General features: G+C 70.3%; 23 protein-coding genes. 12 read left to right on the top strand and 11 right to left on the bottom strand.

The features are described from left to right. From DJ81_RS11520 to DJ81_RS11550, 7 genes are all read left to right on the top strand, one after another. Window positions 1–523: YbaK/EbsC family protein (locus DJ81_RS11520; protein ID WP_141212580.1), on the top strand; the 523-nt coding region annotated here is incomplete at its 5' end. Window positions 524–662: 139 nt separating this feature from the next. Further along, window positions 663–1,688, top strand: a complete 1,026-nt coding sequence (locus DJ81_RS11525; RefSeq protein ID WP_094589813.1) for a metal ABC transporter solute-binding protein, Zn/Mn family — start codon at window positions 663–665, stop codon at window positions 1,686–1,688. A 115-nt stretch (window positions 1,689–1,803) separates the two neighbouring features. Beyond that, window positions 1,804–2,544 (top strand): metal ABC transporter ATP-binding protein, encoded by a 741-nt coding sequence (locus DJ81_RS11530; protein WP_094523362.1) that lies wholly within the window; start codon window positions 1,804–1,806, stop codon window positions 2,542–2,544. Then, entirely contained in the window at window positions 2,544–3,620 is a 1,077-nt protein-coding gene (locus DJ81_RS11535) for a metal ABC transporter permease (RefSeq protein ID WP_094589815.1), read from the top strand. The genes DJ81_RS11530 and DJ81_RS11535 overlap by 1 nt, the downstream gene beginning before the upstream one ends. 163 nt (window positions 3,621–3,783) lie before the next feature. Next, the gene (locus tag DJ81_RS11540) at window positions 3,784–4,068 is read left to right on the top strand and encodes a hypothetical protein (RefSeq protein ID WP_094525965.1); all 285 of its coding nucleotides are present in this window, start codon (window positions 3,784–3,786) and stop codon (window positions 4,066–4,068) included. Window positions 4,069–4,153: 85 nt separating this feature from the next. Next, window positions 4,154–4,588: a DUF393 domain-containing protein gene (locus DJ81_RS11545; RefSeq protein WP_094589817.1), complete on the top strand. Its 435-nt coding sequence runs from the start codon at window positions 4,154–4,156 to the stop codon at window positions 4,586–4,588. Then, entirely contained in the window at window positions 4,585–5,151 is a 567-nt protein-coding gene (locus tag DJ81_RS11550; protein WP_094525963.1) for a DUF123 domain-containing protein, read from the top strand. The genes DJ81_RS11545 and DJ81_RS11550 overlap by 4 nt, the downstream gene beginning before the upstream one ends. Window positions 5,152–5,166: 15 nt before the next feature. Here the strand turns inward: DJ81_RS11550 and DJ81_RS11555 are convergent, their stop codons facing one another. The 3 genes from DJ81_RS11555 to DJ81_RS11565 form a co-directional block, all read right to left on the bottom strand. Then, the gene (locus DJ81_RS11555; protein ID WP_094523352.1) at window positions 5,167–5,649 is read right to left on the bottom strand and encodes an acyl-CoA thioesterase; all 483 of its coding nucleotides are present in this window, start codon (window positions 5,647–5,649) and stop codon (window positions 5,167–5,169) included. Between the two features lie 45 nt (window positions 5,650–5,694). Next, window positions 5,695–6,147, bottom strand: a complete 453-nt coding sequence (locus DJ81_RS11560) for a bifunctional nuclease family protein (protein WP_094523350.1) — start codon at window positions 6,145–6,147, stop codon at window positions 5,695–5,697. Window positions 6,148–6,240: 93 nt separating this feature from the next. Continuing rightward, complete coding sequence (locus DJ81_RS11565; protein ID WP_094557092.1) at window positions 6,241–6,930, bottom strand: winged helix-turn-helix domain-containing protein; 690 nt, start codon at window positions 6,928–6,930, stop codon at window positions 6,241–6,243. Between the two features lie 109 nt (window positions 6,931–7,039). Between DJ81_RS11565 and DJ81_RS11570 the strand changes: the two genes are divergently transcribed. The 3 genes from DJ81_RS11570 (at window position 7,040) to purM (ending at window position 10,646) form a co-directional block, all read left to right on the top strand. Then, complete coding sequence (locus DJ81_RS11570; protein WP_094523346.1) at window positions 7,040–8,842, top strand: TraB/GumN family protein; 1,803 nt, start codon at window positions 7,040–7,042, stop codon at window positions 8,840–8,842. Window positions 8,843–8,867: 25 nt separating this feature from the next. Continuing rightward, complete coding sequence (locus DJ81_RS11575) at window positions 8,868–9,536, top strand: metalloprotease (RefSeq protein ID WP_094589838.1); 669 nt, start codon at window positions 8,868–8,870, stop codon at window positions 9,534–9,536. Window positions 9,537–9,611: 75 nt separating this feature from the next. Continuing rightward, on the top strand, window positions 9,612–10,646 hold the full coding sequence (gene purM / locus DJ81_RS11580; protein WP_094589819.1) for a phosphoribosylformylglycinamidine cyclo-ligase: 1,035 nt from the start codon (window positions 9,612–9,614) through the stop codon (window positions 10,644–10,646). Between the two features lie 5 nt (window positions 10,647–10,651). Here the strand turns inward: purM and DJ81_RS11585 are convergent, their stop codons facing one another. The 3 genes from DJ81_RS11585 to DJ81_RS19695 all read right to left on the bottom strand — a co-directional run bounded on the left by DJ81_RS11585 (window position 10,652) and on the right by DJ81_RS19695 (window position 13,186). Beyond that, entirely contained in the window at window positions 10,652–10,954 is a 303-nt protein-coding gene (locus DJ81_RS11585; RefSeq protein WP_094525961.1) for a DUF6360 family protein, read from the bottom strand. 70 nt (window positions 10,955–11,024) lie between these two features. After that, window positions 11,025–12,788 carry a nitrite/sulfite reductase gene (locus DJ81_RS11590; RefSeq protein ID WP_094525960.1) on the bottom strand — a complete coding sequence of 588 codons (1,764 nt, stop codon included), beginning with the start codon at window positions 12,786–12,788 and terminating at the stop codon, window positions 11,025–11,027. 77 nt (window positions 12,789–12,865) lie between these two features. Beyond that, on the bottom strand, window positions 12,866–13,186 hold the full coding sequence (locus tag DJ81_RS19695; protein ID WP_094523338.1) for a hypothetical protein: 321 nt from the start codon (window positions 13,184–13,186) through the stop codon (window positions 12,866–12,868). Window positions 13,187–13,381: 195 nt separating this feature from the next. Between DJ81_RS19695 and DJ81_RS19250 the strand changes: the two genes are divergently transcribed. Further along, window positions 13,382–13,531: a hypothetical protein gene (locus DJ81_RS19250; RefSeq protein WP_170938307.1), complete on the top strand. Its 150-nt coding sequence runs from the start codon at window positions 13,382–13,384 to the stop codon at window positions 13,529–13,531. Beyond that, complete coding sequence (locus DJ81_RS11600; protein WP_094557088.1) at window positions 13,528–13,728, top strand: hypothetical protein; 201 nt, start codon at window positions 13,528–13,530, stop codon at window positions 13,726–13,728. Before DJ81_RS19250 ends, DJ81_RS11600 begins: the two co-directional genes overlap by 4 nt. Window positions 13,729–13,758: 30 nt before the next feature. Here the strand turns inward: DJ81_RS11600 and DJ81_RS11605 are convergent, their stop codons facing one another. The 5 genes from DJ81_RS11605 to leuC form a co-directional block, all read right to left on the bottom strand. After that, window positions 13,759–14,298: a CBS domain-containing protein gene (locus DJ81_RS11605; RefSeq protein ID WP_094525959.1), complete on the bottom strand. Its 540-nt coding sequence runs from the start codon at window positions 14,296–14,298 to the stop codon at window positions 13,759–13,761. Window positions 14,299–14,385: 87 nt separating this feature from the next. Beyond that, complete coding sequence (locus tag DJ81_RS11610) at window positions 14,386–14,754, bottom strand: DUF555 domain-containing protein (RefSeq protein ID WP_094522250.1); 369 nt, start codon at window positions 14,752–14,754, stop codon at window positions 14,386–14,388. Between the two features lie 94 nt (window positions 14,755–14,848). After that, entirely contained in the window at window positions 14,849–15,847 is a 999-nt protein-coding gene (locus tag DJ81_RS11615; RefSeq protein WP_094522249.1) for an isocitrate/isopropylmalate family dehydrogenase, read from the bottom strand. Further along, on the bottom strand, window positions 15,844–16,500 hold the full coding sequence (gene leuD, locus DJ81_RS11620) for a 3-isopropylmalate dehydratase small subunit (protein WP_094525956.1): 657 nt from the start codon (window positions 16,498–16,500) through the stop codon (window positions 15,844–15,846). The genes DJ81_RS11615 and leuD overlap by 4 nt, the downstream gene beginning before the upstream one ends. After that, window positions 16,497–17,918, bottom strand: a complete 1,422-nt coding sequence (leuC, locus tag DJ81_RS11625) for a 3-isopropylmalate dehydratase large subunit (RefSeq protein WP_094589821.1) — start codon at window positions 17,916–17,918, stop codon at window positions 16,497–16,499. Before leuC ends, leuD begins: the two co-directional genes overlap by 4 nt. Window positions 17,919–17,963: the final 45 nt, after the last annotated feature.

Consider the following 17,963-nt stretch of genomic DNA (forward strand, 5'->3'; position numbering starts at 1 on the left):
GCACGAGCGCGCGGCGGAGTTCGCGGCACGGGCGCGGGACCGCTACGGCGTCGACCTGGATGTCCTGGAGTTCGACGCGGGCACGGAGACGGCGGCTTCGGCGGCCGACGCGGTCGGCTGCGACACGGCGGCGATCGCCTCCACGATCGTGGTGTCGCTCTCGGGCGGAGACACCGGAGCCGATGGTGGCGGCGGCAGCGCCGACGGAGACACCGGCGATCGACTCGTCGCCGCGATCACCAGCGGCGCGAACCGGCTCGACCTCGACGCGGTCGCGGCCCACTTCGGGGCGGCCGAGGCGACGATGGCGGACCCGGTGCGGATCCGCGAGACCGTCGGCTGGAGCATCGGCGGCGTGCCGCCGCTGTGCCACGACGTCGCGCTCCCGACCGCCTTCGATCCGACGCTCGCGAGGTACGACACGGTCTACGGCGCGGCCGGGACGCCGAGCGCGGTGTTCGCCGTCGATCCGGAGCGGCTCGCCGCGCTCGCCGACGCGACGACCGTCGATCTGACGGAGTGAGGGCGAGCGGCGGCGTCACCGCCTCTGCGACCGCGTCGCCGGTCGGCGCTGACAATCGATCGCGGTCTCGCGGCCTGTGTTATTAACTATGGGTTGTGAAATAACAATACTTTTCTATTAACAGTTGGTATGGATAGGTATGACTCACTCACGCCGATCGGTGCTGAAGCGCGGAGGCGGACTGTTGGCCGCCGGAGCGGCGACCTCGCTCGCCGGCTGTTCGGGCGCCGCGGACGAGGGGTCCGCCGAGTTCGACGGCGGGTACGCGGCCTTCTTCACCCTCAACGACTGGGCTAACGAGGTCGTCGGCGACCGAGCGAGCTTCGAGGACCCGGTCGAGGTCGGCCGCCTCGGGCACGGCTGGACGCCGGACGGGACCCTCGCCGCGGACGTCGCCTCGACCGACGCGTTCGTCTACCTCGACAGCCCCGAGTTCGCGTGGGCGCAGGACCTCGCCGCGACGCTCGAAACCGATTACGACTCCGTCGCGGTCGTCGACGCGCTCGCCGACGTCGAGGACGACCTGCTCGACTGGGACCACTCGCACGGGAGTCAGGACGAGGAGAATCACGACGAGGAAGAGAACCACGACGAGGAGAATCACGACGAGGAAAACCAAAATGACCGCCAGTACGACCCCCACGTCTGGGTCGACCCGGTCCTCGCGGGGCGGATGGTCGAGACCATCGCGACGGGACTCGGCGAGGCGGACCCCGAGAACGCCGACGCCTACGCCGACAACGCGGCCGCGTACGCGGAGGAACTCGACGACGTCGACGACGCCTTCGCGTCGATCGCCGAGAGCGCCGAGCGCGGCGTCGCCGTCATCGCGGGTCACAACTCGTTCCAGTACCTGGAGGCGCGCTACGGGTTCCGGCTCCACTCGCCCGTGGGCGTCTCGCCGCAGAACGAGCCGAGCCAGGGCGAGATCGCCGACACCATCGAACTGGTGAACGCGGAGGGGATCGACACGATACTCTACGACCGCTTCGCGTCGACGACGCTCGCCGAGACGATAGTCGAGAACAGCGACGCGACGGAGACGCGGGCCGTCAGCCCGGCCGGCGGGACCACCGAGGAGTGGAACGACGCCGGCTACGGCTACCTCGAACAGATGACCGAGGTCAACGTCCCCGCCTTCGAGCGCGCGTTCGGGGCGCAGTGAGTCGGAGCCTCGACGCGTCGGCGCCGGCCGGCGGTCCCTCACCCGCCGCCGGACCCGTCCTCGCCGACGGACTAAAAGAGCTAAACGTTCGGACGACCCAGAGTCGGGACACGCAGTGACCGCAATCGTCGACCTCGACGGCGTGACGTTCGCCTACGGCGACACCGTCGCCGTGAGCGACGTCTCTCTGACGGTCGAGGAGGGAGAGTTCCTCGGGCTTGTCGGCCCGAACGGCTCCGGGAAGACGACCCTGCTCCACCTCATGCTCGGGCTCCACGAACCGGACGAGGGGACCGTCGATCTGTTCGGCCGTCCGGTCGACGAGTTCGACGACGGCGGGCGGATCGGCTACGTCTCGCAGAAGGCGACGAGCCGCGGCGGGTCGATGCCGGTCACGGTCCGCGAGTGCGTCACCATGGGCCGGTTCGCGCACGCCGGCCGAGGGCGCCTCTCCGAGGCCGACCGCGCCGCCGTCGCAGACGCCATCGAGACGGTCGGGATCGGCGACCTCGCCGACCGGCTCGTCACCGAGCTGTCCGGCGGGCAGAAGCAACGCGCGTACATCGCTCGCGCCCTCGCGAGCGACGCGGACCTCCTCGCGCTCGACGAGCCGACCGTGGGCGTCGACGCGGAGTCGCGCGACGCCTTCTACGCGCTCCTCGACGAGCTGAACGACGACGGGATCACCATCATCCTCATCGAGCACGACATCGGCGTCGTCACCGACCGCGCGAACCGCATCGCCTGCATCAACACCGAGCTGTACCACCACGGCGACACCGAGTCGTTCGTCGAGAGCGACGCCCTCTCGGAGGCGTACGGCGCGACCGGACAGGTCGTCCACCACCACCACTGATGAGCGGGACCACGGCCGCGGACGGCGGGGGGGAGGCGAACCCGACCGCGGACGCGAGGCCCGACCGCGGACTCCGACGCACGGCCGAGGTCGCCGCGCTCGGGCTCACGGCGGTCGTCGCGGTCGGCATGCTCGCGTTCCTCCTCCTCTACTGGGCGCGGGACCTCCCGGTCATGGGCGACCTCTACGCCGCGTTCCGGGCGCTCGGGCGGGGGATGGACGCCGCGTTCGGCACGAACGTGTTCCGGCACCCGATCATGTGGCAGTCGATGGCCGTCGGCGTGCTCGTCGGCGTCGTCGCGCCGCTCGTCGGCTCCTTCCTCGTCCACCGGGAGATGGCGCTGATCGGGGAGACGCTGGCGCACACGGCGTTCGCGGGGGTCGCGATCGGCATCCTCGTCAACGCGTCGACCGGCTGGGACAGTTCGCTCCTGCTCGTCGCGCTCGTCGTCGCGATCGCGGGGGCGCTCGCCGTCCAGTGGCTCACGGAGCGCACCGACGCCTACGGCGACGTGCCGATCGCGATCATGCTCAGCGGGAGCTTCGCGGTCGGCACCCTGATCGTCAGCTACGGGCGCGGGCTGACCGCCATCAACATCGAGGGGTACCTGTTCGGGAACCTCGCGGTCGTCACCGCCGAGGGCGCGCGGCTGATGGGCGCGCTCTCGCTGCTCGTCGTCGCCGGCGTGGCGCTGACGTACAAACAGCTCCTCTTCATCACCTTCGACGAGCAGGCGGCGCGCGTCGCCCAGCTCAACGTCACCGGCTACAACACGCTGCTCGTCGTGCTGACCGCGGTGGTCGTCGTCGGCGCGATGCAGGTGCTCGGCGTCATCCTCGTCGCCGCGATGCTCGTCGTCCCCGTCGCGGCCGCCTCGCAGGTCGCGCGGAGCTTCCGTGAGACGACGTACCTCGGCGTCATCTTCGGCCAGGTCTCCGTGCTCGGCGGCTTCGCCGTCTCCATCGGGCTCGGCCTCCCCTCCGGGGGCTCGATCGTCGTCACCGCGATCGCAGTCTACCTCGCGAGCATCGCGCTCTCCGGCTTCTCGGTGACGGCCATCTCGGCGCACGGGTAGCCGCCGGGCGACGAGGGCGGGAATAGCGGCGAGGGCGGCGATAGCGGGGAGGACGGCGATGGCGGCGGGCGCGGAGAAGCCCGGCTCGCCGGACTCGACACGCGCGTGCGTCCGCCACGCGCGTTTTCCACAGACCCTTATGTCCCGACCGCGACCGAGACGTATGGGAGAGACGGAAACCTACACGATCACCGGTCCCGACGGTGACGAGGAGTCGTTCGAACTGCCCGCCGGTCTCGTCGACGTGCTCAGCGAGCAGGGCGAGCAGGGTACCCGCGTCGTCAGCGACGTCGTGGTGCAGGCGATGGCCCAGCAGGCGCACGTCATCGTCCACCACAGCGAGGGCGACGTGCCGGAGGACATCGCGGAGATGAACGAGACGGCCGCGGAGCTGTTCGAGGACCGGTTCGGGCAGTCGCTGGAGGACGCGCTCGGCCACTCGCACTGAGACACTCGCGTTTTTCGCCCCGTTTCCCGCGGCGCTTCGGCCCGCCGGCCGGTCGCTTAAGCCGCCGTGGCACCTACCGATCATCATGAGTTACGACTCGGACGCGCCGGTGCTGATCTTCGACGGCGACTGTCCGTACTGCTCGGTCGCGGCGCTCGCGCTCCGCCGACTGGAGGGCGTCGTCGCGGTGCCGTGGGAGGCCGACCCGGTCGGCCCGTTCCTCGAGGCGCAGTTCGGCTCGCGCCCGTTCGCGATGGTGCTCGTCGACCCCGGCCGCCGCCGGGTGTACGCCGGGCGCTCGGCGGCCGAGGAGCTCGCCGACCGCGCGGGCACTCCGGGGATCGTCGGCGGACTCGTCCGCGACAACTACGACCGGATCGCCGACGTCGTCGGGACCCTGTCGGGCCGCGGCCGGGACCCCGCCGACGTCCACGAGACGTACCGCCTGACCGACGCGGCGCGCGACCTCGTCGACGACCTCCGCCCCGCCGCGAGCGCCCCGCCGGAGGCGCTGTCGTGAGCGGGGACGGCGCCGGCGACCCCGAGCGCGACGGATCGGTCGCCGACTCGACCGGCGGCACGTACACCCTCCTCGTCGAGTTCGCGGCTTCCGCCGAGATCGGCGTCGGCGCGCTCGGGGAGCGCCGCTTCGGCGCCGGCCGCTACGCGTACACTGGCAGCGCGCTCGGCGCGGGCGGGTTCTCCCGCGTCGACCGCCACCGGCGGACCGCGCGCGGCGAGCACGGCGTCCGCCACTGGCACGTCGACCACCTGCTCGGTCACCCGGACGCCCGGATCGACCGCGTCGTTCGGAGCGTCGGCGCCGACGTCGAGTGCGCGGTCGCCGAGCGCCTCCCGCCGGGCCCGGTCGACGGCTTCGGCGCGTCCGACTGCGACTGCGCCAGCCACCTCGCCGCCGCGGAGGCGGGTCGCACCCTCGACGAGTTCGGCGCGCGGGTCAGGGACGCGCACGAGGCGGCGGTCGGATCGGCCGGTTCCGTCGGGCCCGGCGGCGACGCGCCCGGCGACGACGACGCGACCGCCGAGCGCGCCGCTCGGGTCGACGTCGTCGACGGCGAGTAGGCCCCCGATCGTCGATCAGAGGTCGTACCGCTCGACGATGTCGCTGAGCTGTTCGCGCCGTCCCTCGACCGCCTCGTCGCGCAGGGCCTCCTCCTCCGGCGTCGGACAGGTCAGCTCCGGGACGCTCGCCGGGGCGCCCCCCTCGTCGAGCGCGACGAAAGTGAAGTAGGAGGTCGTCGTGCGCCGTTGCTCGTCGGTTCGTGGATTCTCCGCGCGCACGTCGACCTTCACGTCGAGGCTCGTGCGCCCGACGTTGAACACGTACCCCTCGATCACGGCGACCTCGCCCATCTCGATGGGGGCGATGAAGTCGACGTGGTCCATCGAGGCGGTGACGACCTGCCGGTTCGAGAAGCGCATCCCGGCGATCGCGCCGCAGATGTCCATCCAGTGGAGAACGGCGCCTCCGAGCGCCCGCCCGAGGTTGTTCGTGTCGTTCGGCAGCAGCATCTCGGTCATCTCGGTGTACGACTCCGCGACGGTCGCCGTCTCGTCCATACCGGCGGTGGGGAGGCGGGCGACTTGAACCTCCGGCTCTCGTCGTCAGGAGCCGTCTTGGGGTCCGTCGTCGAAGCGGACGGAGTCCGGGGAGCGACCGGCCTCGTCGACCACCTCGTCGGAGACGATGACGGGGCAGTCGATCCGGACGGCGAGCGCGAGCGCGTCGGAGGGGCGCGCGTCGAAGACGAACCGCTCCGGCTCGCCGTCGTCGTACCGCTCCGCGTCGACCTTCGCGTAGAAGGTGCCGTCGCGGAGGTCGTCCACCCGGACGCGGTCGATCGCCCCGCCGAACTCGGTGAGGATGTCGACGAGCAGATCGTGCGTCAACGGCCGGTCGAACGGCTCGCCCTCCAGCGCCATCCCGATCGACTGCGCCTGGTCGGCGCTGACGAAGATCGGGACGTACTCGTCTCGGACCGAGAGGATGACCGCCGGCACGTCGCCGCCCGGCGCGGAGCCCGCTCCGACCCCGACGACCTCGGCTTCGTGTTCCATACCGGATCGTGGTGGCGGCGGCATGAATAGCTGTCCCACGGGCGACGCCGCTCGGCGCCAGCGGAGCGCTCCCGTCCTCGGCGGGCTCCCGCCTCAGGCCCCGCTCGTCCGGTACCAGTACGCCCACGCGACCGTGAAGACGAGCGCCGCGCCGATGAAGAAGACGACGCCCGGTTCGAGCAGCGAGACGGCGTACTCGGCGAGCGGGTCGACGACGTACTCGACCGTGCCGTCGACCGCCGCGTCGCCGCCGTCGGCGGCTCCCCCGCCGTCTCCCCCGGACTGCTCCGCGGTGACGCCGGCGTCGTCGCCCCCGGTCGTGGTCGTCACGCGGGCCGTCGGTCCCGCCACCGAGAGGAGGCGCTGGGCCGCGACGGCCGCCAGTCCGATGAGGCCGTACCCCCCGAGCAGCCGCATCAGCGCGCTCTTGATCCCGGCCGACTCCTCCTCGCCGCCGGCGAACAGCACGAGGGGCTCGTCGGCGGCGGCGTACACGTCCATCTCGCGGCCCTTCTCGGAGTAGGTCGTGTCGACGACGTCGACGAGGTCGGCGCCGTCGAGCTTCGAGAGGTGGTACTGCACGTTCTGGAGCGACGTGTCGACCTCGGCCGCGAGCTCGGACTTCGTCGCCGGCTCGTCGTGGAGGTGGGTGAGGATCTCGCGAGCGGTCTCGGAGCCGAGCGCGGCGATGAGATCGTCCGCGTCCTCGTCGTCGACGCCCACGACCCGCGGTTCTCGGTCCTCGGGCGTCGCGTCGGGCAGGGAGGGCAACAGCCGCGACATGATCGCCACTCTACGCCGTGAGGATACAAATTTGTTGGATCGGTTACGCGCCCGACGATCCGATATCGACTCACAAACCCTAAACGCGGCGAGGGGGTACGTCACGGCAATGACAGAGACGCCAGGGGGCTCCGACGGCGCGTCCGTGCCCCCGACGGCGAGCGACCCCGCGGCGGCGTCCGGGCCCGACGAGGCACCCGGGTCCGGCGGGAGCGACGGCGACGGCGACGGGGGCGCGGCCGGCTCCGTGACCGTCGTCGGCACCGCGCACGTCTCCGAGCGCTCGGTCGACGAGGTCGAGGAGACGATCGATCGCGAGCGCCCCGACGTCGTCGCGGTCGAGCTCGACGAGGGGCGGTACCGTCAGCTGCAGGGCGAGACGCCTGACGACCTCGATGCGAGCGACCTCCTGCGCGGCAACACTGTCTTCCAGTTCCTCGCCTACTGGATGCTCTCGTACGTCCAGACCCAGCTCGGCGAGCGCTTCGACATCGAACCGGGCGCTGACATGCGCGCGGCCATCGACGTCGCCGAGGGGCTCGGGATCGACGTCGCCCTCGTCGACCGTGACATCCAGACGACGATCCAGCGCTTCTGGGCGCGAATGACGGTCACGGAAAAGCTCCGGATGGTCGGCGGGCTCGCGTTCGGCGTCACCGACTCGCGGATCGTCGGCGTGCTCGCGGGGCTGTTCGTCGGGGTCCTCGCGGGGCCGGCGATCGGCCTGTTCGGCGGCAGTTTCGGAGTGACCACCGCGCTGCTGACGCGCGTGACCGCGGGCGTCCTCGTCGCCGTCGCCGCCGGGATCGCCGTCGATCAGGTCGGGAAGCTGGCGCTCTCCCCGGACGGCCGCCTCTACGCGGCGAGCGGGCTCGGCGTCGGCGCCGGGGTGGCCGCGGCGGCCTCCGGCGTCGCGAACGGGCTCGTCTCGACGTACCTCGGCGGCTTCGCCGTGACGGCGATCGGCAGTCTCGGACTCGGGGTCTCGCTCGGGCTGACGCTCGGCGTCGTCGTGGCGGCGCTGCTCGGCCTGACCGACCGCGGCGGCGAGCCGGAGCACGGCGGCATCGAGGAGCTCGGCGTCGAGGAGCTCACCGACACCGACGTGGTGACGATGATGATGGAGGAGTTCCGCCAGTTCTCGCCGGGCGGCGCCGAGGCGCTCATCGACGAGCGGGACGCGTTCATCGCCCACCGGCTCGTCGCCCTCCGCGACGCCGGCAAGGACGTCGTCGCCGTCGTCGGCGCGGGGCATCAGACGGGGATCGAGCGATACCTCGCGAGCCCCGAGACGCTCCCGCCGATGGAGGAGCTCGTCGGCCGGGAACGCGGCGGGAGCAGGCTACCGTGGAAGAAGGCGGTCGGCTACGCGATCACCGTCGGCTTCGTCGGCTTCTTCGTCCTGCTCGCGCTGGCGGGCGTCGAGAACGCCTTCCTGTTCCGGCTGTTCGGCGCGTGGTTCCTCATCAACGGCGCGTTCGCCTTCGCCTTCGCGAAGGTCGCCGGCGCGCGGTGGACCGCCGCGGGCGTCGGGGGCGCGGTCGCGTGGATGACCTCGATCAACCCGGTGCTCGCGCCCGGCTGGTTCACCGGCTACGTCGAGCTCCGGCACCTCACCGTGAACGTCGGCGACATCGGGACGCTCAACGAGCTGCTCTCGGACGAGACGCGGTCGCCCTCCGAGCTGGTCTCGGCGATGCTCGACGTCCCGCTGTTCAAGCTCATCGTCGTCGTCGCGATGACGAACGTCGGCAGCATCGTCGCGAGCTTCCTGTTCGCCGTCTACGTGATCCCGGCGATGTTCGGCGCCGAGGTCGGCGGCGTCGACGAGGTCGGCCGCCTCATGATCGACGGCGCCGGCACCGGCGCGGAGCTGATACGGAACGCCATCCTGGGCGGTGGTGGGGCGTGACTCGGTCCGCCGTCGGGGGTGGCGCGTGAGCTCCGCCTTCCGCGGTCGCCGGATCGCCGGCCTCTATTTCAGCGGCACGGAGCTGCGCGACCTGCTCGTCGCGTGGCTCGCGCTCGGCGTCGCGTTCACGTTCTTCTTCGTCAACGGCACCGCCGGCTTCGGCCGGCTCCTCGCCGCGGGGGTGCTCCCGCCGCTGCTCGTCGGCCTCCTCACCGCGGGCGTCGCGTTCCTCCTCCACGAGATCGCGCACAAGGTCGTCGCGGTCCACTACGACCAGGTGGCCGAGTTCCGGGCCGACAACAGCATGCTGTTTCTGGCCGTGATGAGCTCGCTCCTCGGATTCATCTTCGCCGCGCCCGGCGCGGTCCACCACCGCGGTCGGCTGACGCCGCGAGAGCACGGCCACATCGCGCTCGCCGGCCCGGTCGTCAATCTGCTTCTCACCCTCGTCTTCCTCCCGGCGTTCCTGCTCGGTCCCGTCGTCGGCAGCCCCGTGGTCACCCTGATCGGCTCCCGCGGGATCGCGATCAACGTCTTCCTCGCGGCGTTCAACCTGATCCCGTACGGCCCGCTCGACGGGAAGACCGTGTTCGACTGGAGCAAGGGCGTGTGGGTCGGCTTCTTCGTCGTCTCCGTCCTGCTCACGATCGGCCTGGTCTTCGTCGGCGGGCTCGGCTTCGGCGGGCCGTTCTGAGGGGAGCGACGCGACGGGGGCGGTCGCGCCGGCCGGAACGGTGCGCTTTTGCTCCGCGGGCGTCCCTCGACACACATGACCGAGGGCGACGGCGACGAGACGGGGGGAGAAGCGGACGAGGGCGACGACGAACTCACGTACGCCGACGCGGGCGTCGACATCGACGCGAGCGAGGCGGCGACCGCGGCGCTGATCGGCGCGGTCGGCGAGGCCGAGGGCGACTACGCCGGCCTCCTCGACATCGGCGATCGGTACCTCGCGCTCGCGACCGACGGCGTCGGGACGAAGCTCCTCGTCGCCGAGGCGCTCGGCGACTACTCGACGGTCGGCATCGACTGCATCGCGATGAACGTCAACGACCTGGTCGCCGCCGGCGTCCGCCCCGTCGCCTTCGTCGACTACCTCGCGGTCGACGAGCCGGACGAGCGGTTCGCCGAGCAGGTCGGCGACGGCCTCGCCCGCGGCGCCGAGCTGGCGGACATGGAGCTCGTCGGCGGCGAGACGGCGGTGATGCCGGACGTGATCCGGGGACTCGACCTGGCGGGCACCTGCGCCGGACTCGCCGCGAAGGACGCCGTCTTCGACGGCGAGGCGCGGCCGGGCGACGCGCTGGTCGGCTGGCGCTCCTCTGGGATCCACTCCAACGGGCTCACGCTCGCCCGCGAGGCCGCCACGCGGAACCACGACTACGACGACCCCTGCCCGTTCGACGGCTACGAGACGGTCGGCGAGGCGCTCTTGGAGCCGACTCGGATCTACACCGACCTGCTCGACCCGATGCGCGAACGCGACGTGCGCGGCGCGGCCCACGTCACCGGCGGCGGCTGGACGAACCTGACGCGGCTCGGCGACCACCGGTACGTCGTCGAGGACGCCTTCGACCCCCAGCCCGTCTTCGAGTTCGTGCAGTCCGAGGGGAGCGTCTCCGACGAGGAGATGCACCGGACGTTCAACATGGGCACCGGCTTCGTCGCCGCCCTCGATCCCGACGACGCCGAGTCGCTGGCGGCCGAGACAAACGGGCGCGTGATCGGCCGGGTAGCAGATGCCGACGGCGGCGTGACCGGGGAGCCGTCCGGAGCAGTCGCGATCCGAGGACTCGAACTGTAAGCGCGTCAGTCCGCGTCGTCGGCCGTCTCGTCGAGAGCGGCCGCGACTCGGTCCGCAGTCGACTCCAGCGCCTCGGCGAGCGCTCTCGCCTGTGCCGTGGAGAGTTCGACCTCGTCGGCGTGTGCCGGAAGGGAATCGAACGCGGTGTCGTCGAGTTCGACCTGCAGCGTCACGTGGTCCGGTTCCTCTCGTGGCGCGGTGACGTTCACGACGCCGGGCGCGTCCTCCTCGAAGTCGTGACCGCGAACCCGCCCGTCGACGAGGTCGAGCGTGGTGTAGGCGTTCACGCGGAGCAGGCGGTTGCTCATTCGCTCGCCCTCGGCGTCGTCGAAGGCGTCGGGGACGTCGCCGTCGTGGGTGTCGTCGAGGCCTGCATCGTCAGTCGTCCGCCGGCGCCGGCGGCCCCTCGTCGATCCCGTCGTTCTCGGCGTACGGGTACCACGTACGCTTCGTGTTGTGCATCATCGGGTCGTCGTAGTCGGTCTCCTCCGGGTCCACGAGGGCGTCGAGTTCGTCGTCGTCGTGGCGGGCGACGAAGGCGCGGAACGACTCGCCGTCCTCGCGCCGGGCGGCGAAGCTCTCGATCAGGTTCGCGATCGCGCCCGGGACCTCGTCGACCGGGACGCGTTGGGTTACCCAGCGGGCGAACTGGGGGTTCTCGCCGAGGCCGCCGCCGAGGCCGACGTCGAGCGCTTCCACCGGGTCGCCGTCCTTCCTAGTCTTCATGCCGCGCAGGCTCACGTCGGCGATCTGCGGCTGCGCGCACGACGCCGTACAGCCGGACAGGTGGATGTGGAACTCGTCGACGCCGTCCGGGAGGTCGACGTTCCCCTTTAGCCACCGGGCGAAGCGGACCTGCCGGTTCTTGGTCTCGACGATCGACAGCGAGCAGAACTCGGTCCCGGTACACGCGACGGAGCCCCGCATGAACGGCGACGGATCCGGCGAGTAGTGGTCGAGCAACGGCTCGTCGAGGAGGTCGTCGAGTTCCGCGTCGGGCACGTCGGTGAGGATGACGTTCTGTCGCTGGGAGAGTCGGACCTCGCCGGAGCCGTACTCCTCGGCGAGGTCGGCGAGGTCGAGGACGTCGGCCGCACCCATTCGGCCCACGAGCACGTTCAGACCCACGAAGTTCCGCCCGTCCTTCTGATCGTAAACGCCGATCAGGTCGTTCCGCTCGCCCTCGCCCGCGTTGTAGGTGTACTCCTCGCGGACGTCCCGGCCGGCGGTCTCCAGTTCGAAATTGACGTACTCCTCCTGAAGGGTCTCGCGGACCGTCTCCGCTCCCCACTCGTCGACGAGGAACTTCACGCGGGCGTTGTATCGGTCCTCACGGTCGCCGTAATCACGGAAGAGCGCGGAGAGGCCGCCGGCGACGGCCGAGACCTGCTCCGGCGGGACCCAGACGTCGATGTCGCGGGCGAGGCGCGGTTCGTTGCGGGCGAGCCCCCCGCCGACGCGGACGTTGAAGCCGACGGCGTCCTCGCTTTCGGCCCCGTCCGTCTCGACCTGCTTATAAGCGGGCTCGAATGCGAGGTCATTGATATCGCCCTGTCCGGAGCCGTCGGCGGAGCCCGTCACGGACACCTTCCACTTCCGCGGTAGGTTGGTGTGATCGTCGTTCCCTTTGAACGTCTCGTTGAGTTCGCGGATGACCGGCCACGCGTCGACGACCTCCTGGCCGTCCTTCCCGGCGACCGGATTGCCGACGATGTTCCGCCACGAGTCCCCACACGCCTGCTGCGTCGAGAGTCCGTTCGCCGCCAGTTTCTCGAAGACCGCCGGCACGTCCGAGAGCTCGATCCAGTGCAGTTGGATCGACTGACGGGTGGTGAAGTCGGCGTACGCGTCGCCGAAGATCGGATTCGTCCCCGGGCCACGGGCGTACTCGTCGGCGATCTCGCCGACCGTACGGAGCTGCCCCGGCTCGAGCACGCCGTTCGGGGTCCCGATCCGCATCATGAAGTACCCCTCCTGTCCGTTCCGCTGGTGGTACAGCCCCCACCACTTGAACCGCTCGAACCAGGCGTCCCGCTCGTCGTCCGGGATCGAGTCGTACCCCTGCTCGGCGAACTCGAATAGGCGGTCACGAACCTCGTTCCCGTAGACCTCCGACTTCCAGTTCTCGACGTCTGTTGGCATCGTTGTCGGCTACACCCGACGCCCACATAGGTGACCGCGTGGAGTCAACCTTCCCCGGTGGTTTATTTCAGAGGCGGTTATTGCCGGTGGTTTGCCGTCCGCGAACGTCGAACCGACGATCGGTCGAATTCGACGAACTCACCGTCCCGTATCCGTCCAACCGGCAGCCAGGCCGTCGTTCCCGTCACGCCACACGCGATACACTGGCCATGGACGCGAGTCTCGATCGTCGCCCCGTCGACGCCGACCGTCTGGAAGTTCTCGACGACCAGATCGGCGAGATCGCAGTCACAGAAACCGGGCGCGTCGAGGCGCCAGAGTTCGCTAACACGCACTTCTCGGGTGTCGTCGATGGATAGCCACGCCCCGTCATCGAGGACGCGTAAGCGGGTGGTCACACACCGGGTTCGGTCTCGACGAATCAAACGGTGCCGATGCTCGCAAACGCGGACGCGGTTGATAACGCCGAGATGACGGGGAACCGCCCGACTACGGTCGGGTTGGAGGGGGTACGTCAGTCACGGATACCGGAATTCCTTTCCGGTACCATGGAGTAGTGGTTCGATTTACTCGTGTGACGAGGCTTATGATCGATGGAGTCGTACCTCGACGCGATGATGGATCCGACCCCCGATCGTGCCGTCGATCGATCCGTCGATACCGATGACGAAAGAGTCAACCGACAGCACACCTCCGCGGACGTCGCTCCCGAGCTCTTCGAGGACGTTCCGCGAGAGCGATGACAGATCGATCCGCGTCGAGCGCAGGCGACGACGAGCCGGAGACCGAGTCCAGTGATAACGCCGACCCGGAGACTGAGCCGGAACAGACTCAGGAGGGCGATGGCACGGAACATCTCGACGACATCGATGACGGGGTCGGGTGTACGGAGATCTGGGAACACCTCTCGGAGCGGCGGGAGGCGGAGCGGGACGCGTAGCGGGACGGCCGATCGTCGGCCGCGGTCCGGTTACGACAGGTGCGCGGCGATGTCTGCCTCGGTGATGATCCCGACCGTCTCGCCGCCGTCGGTGACCATCACCGCCTTGTAGTGGTCCAGCAGGTTCCGGACCTCGTCGACGGTCGCGCCGGGTGCGACCGTGGGGAACGACTCGCTCATCACCTCGCTGACCGGGTGGTCCCCGACGTTCTCGCCCGCGTGGACCACGTCGCCCTGACTGATCGAGCCGACCGGCACGCCGTTCTGGAGCACCGGGAGCTGCGAGTACGCCTCCTCCTCCATCAGGTCCACCGCCTCGCGCACCGCGTCGTCGGGCGCGACGCTGATCACCGTCTCGTTCATCAGGTCGCTCGCGCGAACGACCTCGCCCTCCGCCTCTTGGAGCGCGTTGACGATCCGCCGGAGCGTCGAGAGCCGCGGGTCGACGTCGCCGCCCTCGATCCGGGCGATCAGGGGCTGTGAGACGTCCGCCGCGTCCGCCAACTCGCTCTGTGTCAGCTCCAGCGTCGTCCGCCGTTCGCGGAGGTCCTGCGGCGTGGGGAGTTCCATACGGTGAATAACTCCGGGTTATTAGAAAAGGTTTCGACGGCGACCGATATCGCGGCGACGGTCGGGACTCTCCGCGATCGGAGCGCCTTACTCGGCGTCGCCGTCGTCGTCTCCGTCCGTCTCGACGATCTCGATGACCTCGAGGGGAACGTCCCGCAGCGCGCCGCCGACCTCGCTCTTCGCGATCCGCTCGGCGTGCTCCTCGCTGTCGGCGTTGAAGATGTCGATCTCCAAGAGGAGTCCGACGAGGGCCGTGTTGGCCGCGAGGAACGCGGCGTCGAACGGCTCACCGCAGGCCGGACAGCCGGTGACGCCGGGTTCGACCTCGACGTACTGCTTGTCCGTCTCGTTGAGTCGCTTGCCGGCTTCGCTGACCGCGACGCCGATGGCGTCGTCGGTCTCCTCGACGTCACGGACCAACCAGGCGGCTTCCATCGCGACTTCGTAGTTGCTCATATCCGGGCGGACGGGCCGCAGGGTTTCCTTTCTTGTGGTTCGCCCGCGGTCGCCGTGCGAGAAGGTGTCTCCCGGAGGGTTACGGCCCCGAGAGCTACAACCGCTCGACGATCGCCGCCGTGATCTCGTTGGTCGTCGCGTCGCCGCCGAGGTCGCCGGTGCGCGGCCCGTCGGAGAGCACGCCCTCCACCGCGTCGCGCACCCGTTCGCCCTCTTCGCCGTAGCCGAGGTACTCCAGCAGCATGGCGGCCGACAGTATCGCCGCCGTCGGGTTCGCGACCCCCTCGCCGGCGATGTCGGGCGCGGTGCCGTGGACCGGTTCGAACAGCGCGTTGTCGTGGCCGACGTTCGCGGAGGGAAGGAGGCCGAGCCCGCCGACGAGCCCGGCGGCCAAGTCCGAGAGCACGTCGCCCGCGAGGTTCGGGCAGACGATCACGCCGTACTGCGTCGGGTCGAGCGGGAGCTTCGTCGCGAACGCGTCCATCAGCTCCTCGTCGGCGTCGACGCCGCGCTCCGCGGCGACCGCGAGCACTTCCTCGCGGAACCGCCCGTCCGTCTCGCGCATCACGTTCGCCTTGTGCGCGACCGTGAACCCGTCCTCGGGGCCGCCGGCGGGGCCGCGCCCGTCGGCGACGAACTCGCAGGCGTACGCCGCGAGCTCCCGCGACGCCGACGAGGTGACCACCCGAGTCAGCGTCGAGAGGTCGTCCGAGAGCCGGTCCTCGTGGCCGGCGTAGACGCCTTCGGTGTTCTCGCGCAGGAAGACGACGTCCGTCTCCGGGCGCAGCGCGTCGACGCCGGGGTACGCCTTGGCGGGTCGGACGTTGACGAACGAGTCCACGGCGTCCCGCAGCGGGAGGATGACGTCGGCGGCGGTCTCGCCGGCCGCGCCGAACAGCGTCGCGTCGGCGTCCGCGGCGAGCTCGTACGTCTCCGCCGGGAGCGCCTCGCCGGTCGCCTCCTTCGTCGCGTCGCCGGCCTCGCCCCGGACGAACTCGAAGCCGAGGTCGAACGACTCCAACACCTCCAGGGCCGCGGGGACGACCTCCCGGCCGATCCCGTCGCCCTCGATGACGGCGACCTCGTGGCTCACGCCTCGTCCCCCGGGATGTCCGCCTCCGGGACGTAGGGCAGCGACCGGGCGGTCTCGCGGACCGCGCCGGCGTTCGCGCCCATCAGCGCCGTGGTGTCCCAGACGCCCTCGACGAGGGCCTTCCGCTGGGCGTCGTGGACCGTCGCGTCGATCGCGGTGTCGTCGTAGGTGATCGTCTCCGCGGCCACGTCGATGTCGACCTCCGCGTCGGGGTTCGCCTCGACGTAGTCCTGAAGCGCCTCGATCGACTCCTGGTCGGCCGTGACCGTCGGGATGCCGAGCGCGAGGCAGTTCCCCGCGAAGATCTCCGCGAACGACTCGCCGACGACGGCGTCGATCCCCCAGCGCATCAGCGCCTGGGGGGCGTGTTCGCGCGAGGAGCCGCAGCCGAAGTTGGCGTTGACGACGAGGACGTTCGCGCCCCGGTACTGCTCCTCGTTGAACGGGTGGTCCTTCTCGTTGTCGTCGTCGTCGAACCGCTGGTCGAAGAAGGAGAACTGGCCCAGCCCGTCGAAGGTGACGACCTTCATGAACCGCGCCGGGATGATCTGGTCGGTGTCGATGTCGTTGCCCCGGACCGGGATCCCGGTACCGGAGACTTCGGTCACCTTCTCCGCCGGCGCCTCGCCGGCGCTGAAATCGGGCGAGCTCATACGGTCGCCACCTCCTCCATCTCGCGGACGTCGGTGACCTCGCCGGTCACCGCCGCGGCCGCGACCATGATCGGGCTCATCAGCACGGTCCGCCCGTCCTTCGAGCCCTGCCGGCCGACGAAGTTCCGGTTCGAGGAGGACGCGCTCGCCTCGTCGCCCTCCAACTGGTCGTCGTTCATACCGAGACACATCGAACAGCCCGGCTCGCGCCAGTCGAACCCGGCCTCGATGAAGATCTCGTCGAGCCCTTCGGCCTCGGCGGCGTCCCGGACGCGCTGGCTGCCGGGGACGACCATCGCGCGCACGTCGTCGTCGACCTCGCGGCCCTCGACGAACGCCGCGGCCTCGCGGAGGTCTTTCAGGCGCGCGTTGGTACAGGAGCCGAGGAACGCCACGTCGATGTCGTACCCCTCCATCGTGTCGCCCGGCTCGACGCGCATGTGCTTCTGCGCGCGACGCGCGGTGTCGCTGTCCTCCTCGGGGAGGTCGTCCGGGTCCGGGATGGGCTCGGTGATGCCCGCGGTCTGTCCCGGCGTGGTCCCCCACGTCACGGTCGGCTCGATCGCCGAGCCGTCGATGGTGACGATGTCGTCGTACTCCGCGCCGTCGTCGGTCCGGATCGACTCCCAGTAGGGCTTCAGCCGCTCGAACTTCTCGGGGTCGTCGGCGAAGGCGTCCGTCTCCCGGAGCCACTCGTAGGTGGTCTCGTCGGGGTTGACGTAGCCCGCGCGAGCGCCGCCCTCGATGGACATGTTACAGATGGACATCCGTCCCTCCATCCCGAGCTTCTCGATGGCCTCGCCGGCGTACTCGTAGACGTAGCCGACCCCGCCGTCGGTCCCGAGCTTCCCGATGATCGTGAGGATGATGTCCTTCGCGGTGACGCCCTCACCGAGCTCGCCCGTGACCTCGATCCTGCGGACCTTCTGTTTCTCCATCGCGACGCAGCCCGTCGCCAGCACGTCGCGGATCTGCGACGTGCCGATGCCGAACGCCAGCGCACCGAACGCGCCGTGCGTCGACGTGTGCGAGTCGCCGCAGACGATGGTCATGCCGGGCTGCGTGAGCCCCTGCTCCGGCCCGATGACGTGGACGATCCCCTGATCGCCGGAGTCCGGGTCGGAGAAGTCGATGCCCGAGCCGCGGACGTTCTCCTCCAGCTCCGCCATCATGCTTTCGGCGGCCTCGTCGCTGTAGGGCCGGTCGCGGTTGCCGGTCGGCACGATGTGGTCGACCGTGGCGTGGGTGCGCTCCGGGAAGGCGACCTCCCGCCCGCGCTCCTTCAGCATGCCGAACGCCTGCGGGCTGGTGACCTCGTGGACGAGGTGGAGCCCGACGAACAGCTGGTCCTGTCCCGTTGGCAGCTCCGTCACCTTGTGGTGGTCCCACACCTTGTCGTACAGGGTCCCCTCGCTCATCGGGGATCACCCGCGCGGGGCGCGGTCGCCGTCGCTTCGGTCCCG

Source organism: Halorubrum sp. Hd13 (genome assembly GCF_002252755.1).
Lineage (GTDB): Archaea > Halobacteriota > Halobacteria > Halobacteriales > Haloferacaceae > Halorubrum.

Coding starts and splice junctions, on each gene's coding strand:
- DJ81_RS11525 (WP_094589813.1), top strand. CDS start 663: ATGACTCACTCACGCCGATCGGTGCTGAAGCGCGGAGGCGGACTGTTG.
- DJ81_RS11535 (WP_094589815.1), top strand. CDS start 2,544: ATGAGCGGGACCACGGCCGCGGACGGCGGGGGGGAGGCGAACCCGACC.
- DJ81_RS11540 (WP_094525965.1), top strand. CDS start 3,784: ATGGGAGAGACGGAAACCTACACGATCACCGGTCCCGACGGTGACGAG.
- DJ81_RS11545 (WP_094589817.1), top strand. CDS start 4,154: ATGAGTTACGACTCGGACGCGCCGGTGCTGATCTTCGACGGCGACTGT.
- DJ81_RS11555 (WP_094523352.1), bottom strand. CDS start 5,649: ATGGACGAGACGGCGACCGTCGCGGAGTCGTACACCGAGATGACCGAG.
- DJ81_RS11560 (WP_094523350.1), bottom strand. CDS start 6,147: ATGGAACACGAAGCCGAGGTCGTCGGGGTCGGAGCGGGCTCCGCGCCG.
- DJ81_RS11565 (WP_094557092.1), bottom strand. CDS start 6,930: ATGTCGCGGCTGTTGCCCTCCCTGCCCGACGCGACGCCCGAGGACCGA.
- DJ81_RS11570 (WP_094523346.1), top strand. CDS start 7,040: ATGACAGAGACGCCAGGGGGCTCCGACGGCGCGTCCGTGCCCCCGACG.
- purM (WP_094589819.1), top strand. CDS start 9,612: ATGACCGAGGGCGACGGCGACGAGACGGGGGGAGAAGCGGACGAGGGC.
- DJ81_RS11585 (WP_094525961.1), bottom strand. CDS start 10,954: ATGAGCAACCGCCTGCTCCGCGTGAACGCCTACACCACGCTCGACCTC.
- DJ81_RS11590 (WP_094525960.1), bottom strand. CDS start 12,788: ATGCCAACAGACGTCGAGAACTGGAAGTCGGAGGTCTACGGGAACGAG.
- DJ81_RS19250 (WP_170938307.1), top strand. CDS start 13,382: ATGGAGTCGTACCTCGACGCGATGATGGATCCGACCCCCGATCGTGCC.
- DJ81_RS11600 (WP_094557088.1), top strand. CDS start 13,528: ATGACAGATCGATCCGCGTCGAGCGCAGGCGACGACGAGCCGGAGACC.
- DJ81_RS11605 (WP_094525959.1), bottom strand. CDS start 14,298: ATGGAACTCCCCACGCCGCAGGACCTCCGCGAACGGCGGACGACGCTG.
- DJ81_RS11610 (WP_094522250.1), bottom strand. CDS start 14,754: ATGAGCAACTACGAAGTCGCGATGGAAGCCGCCTGGTTGGTCCGTGAC.
- leuD (WP_094525956.1), bottom strand. CDS start 16,500: ATGAGCTCGCCCGATTTCAGCGCCGGCGAGGCGCCGGCGGAGAAGGTG.
- leuC (WP_094589821.1), bottom strand. CDS start 17,918: ATGAGCGAGGGGACCCTGTACGACAAGGTGTGGGACCACCACAAGGTG.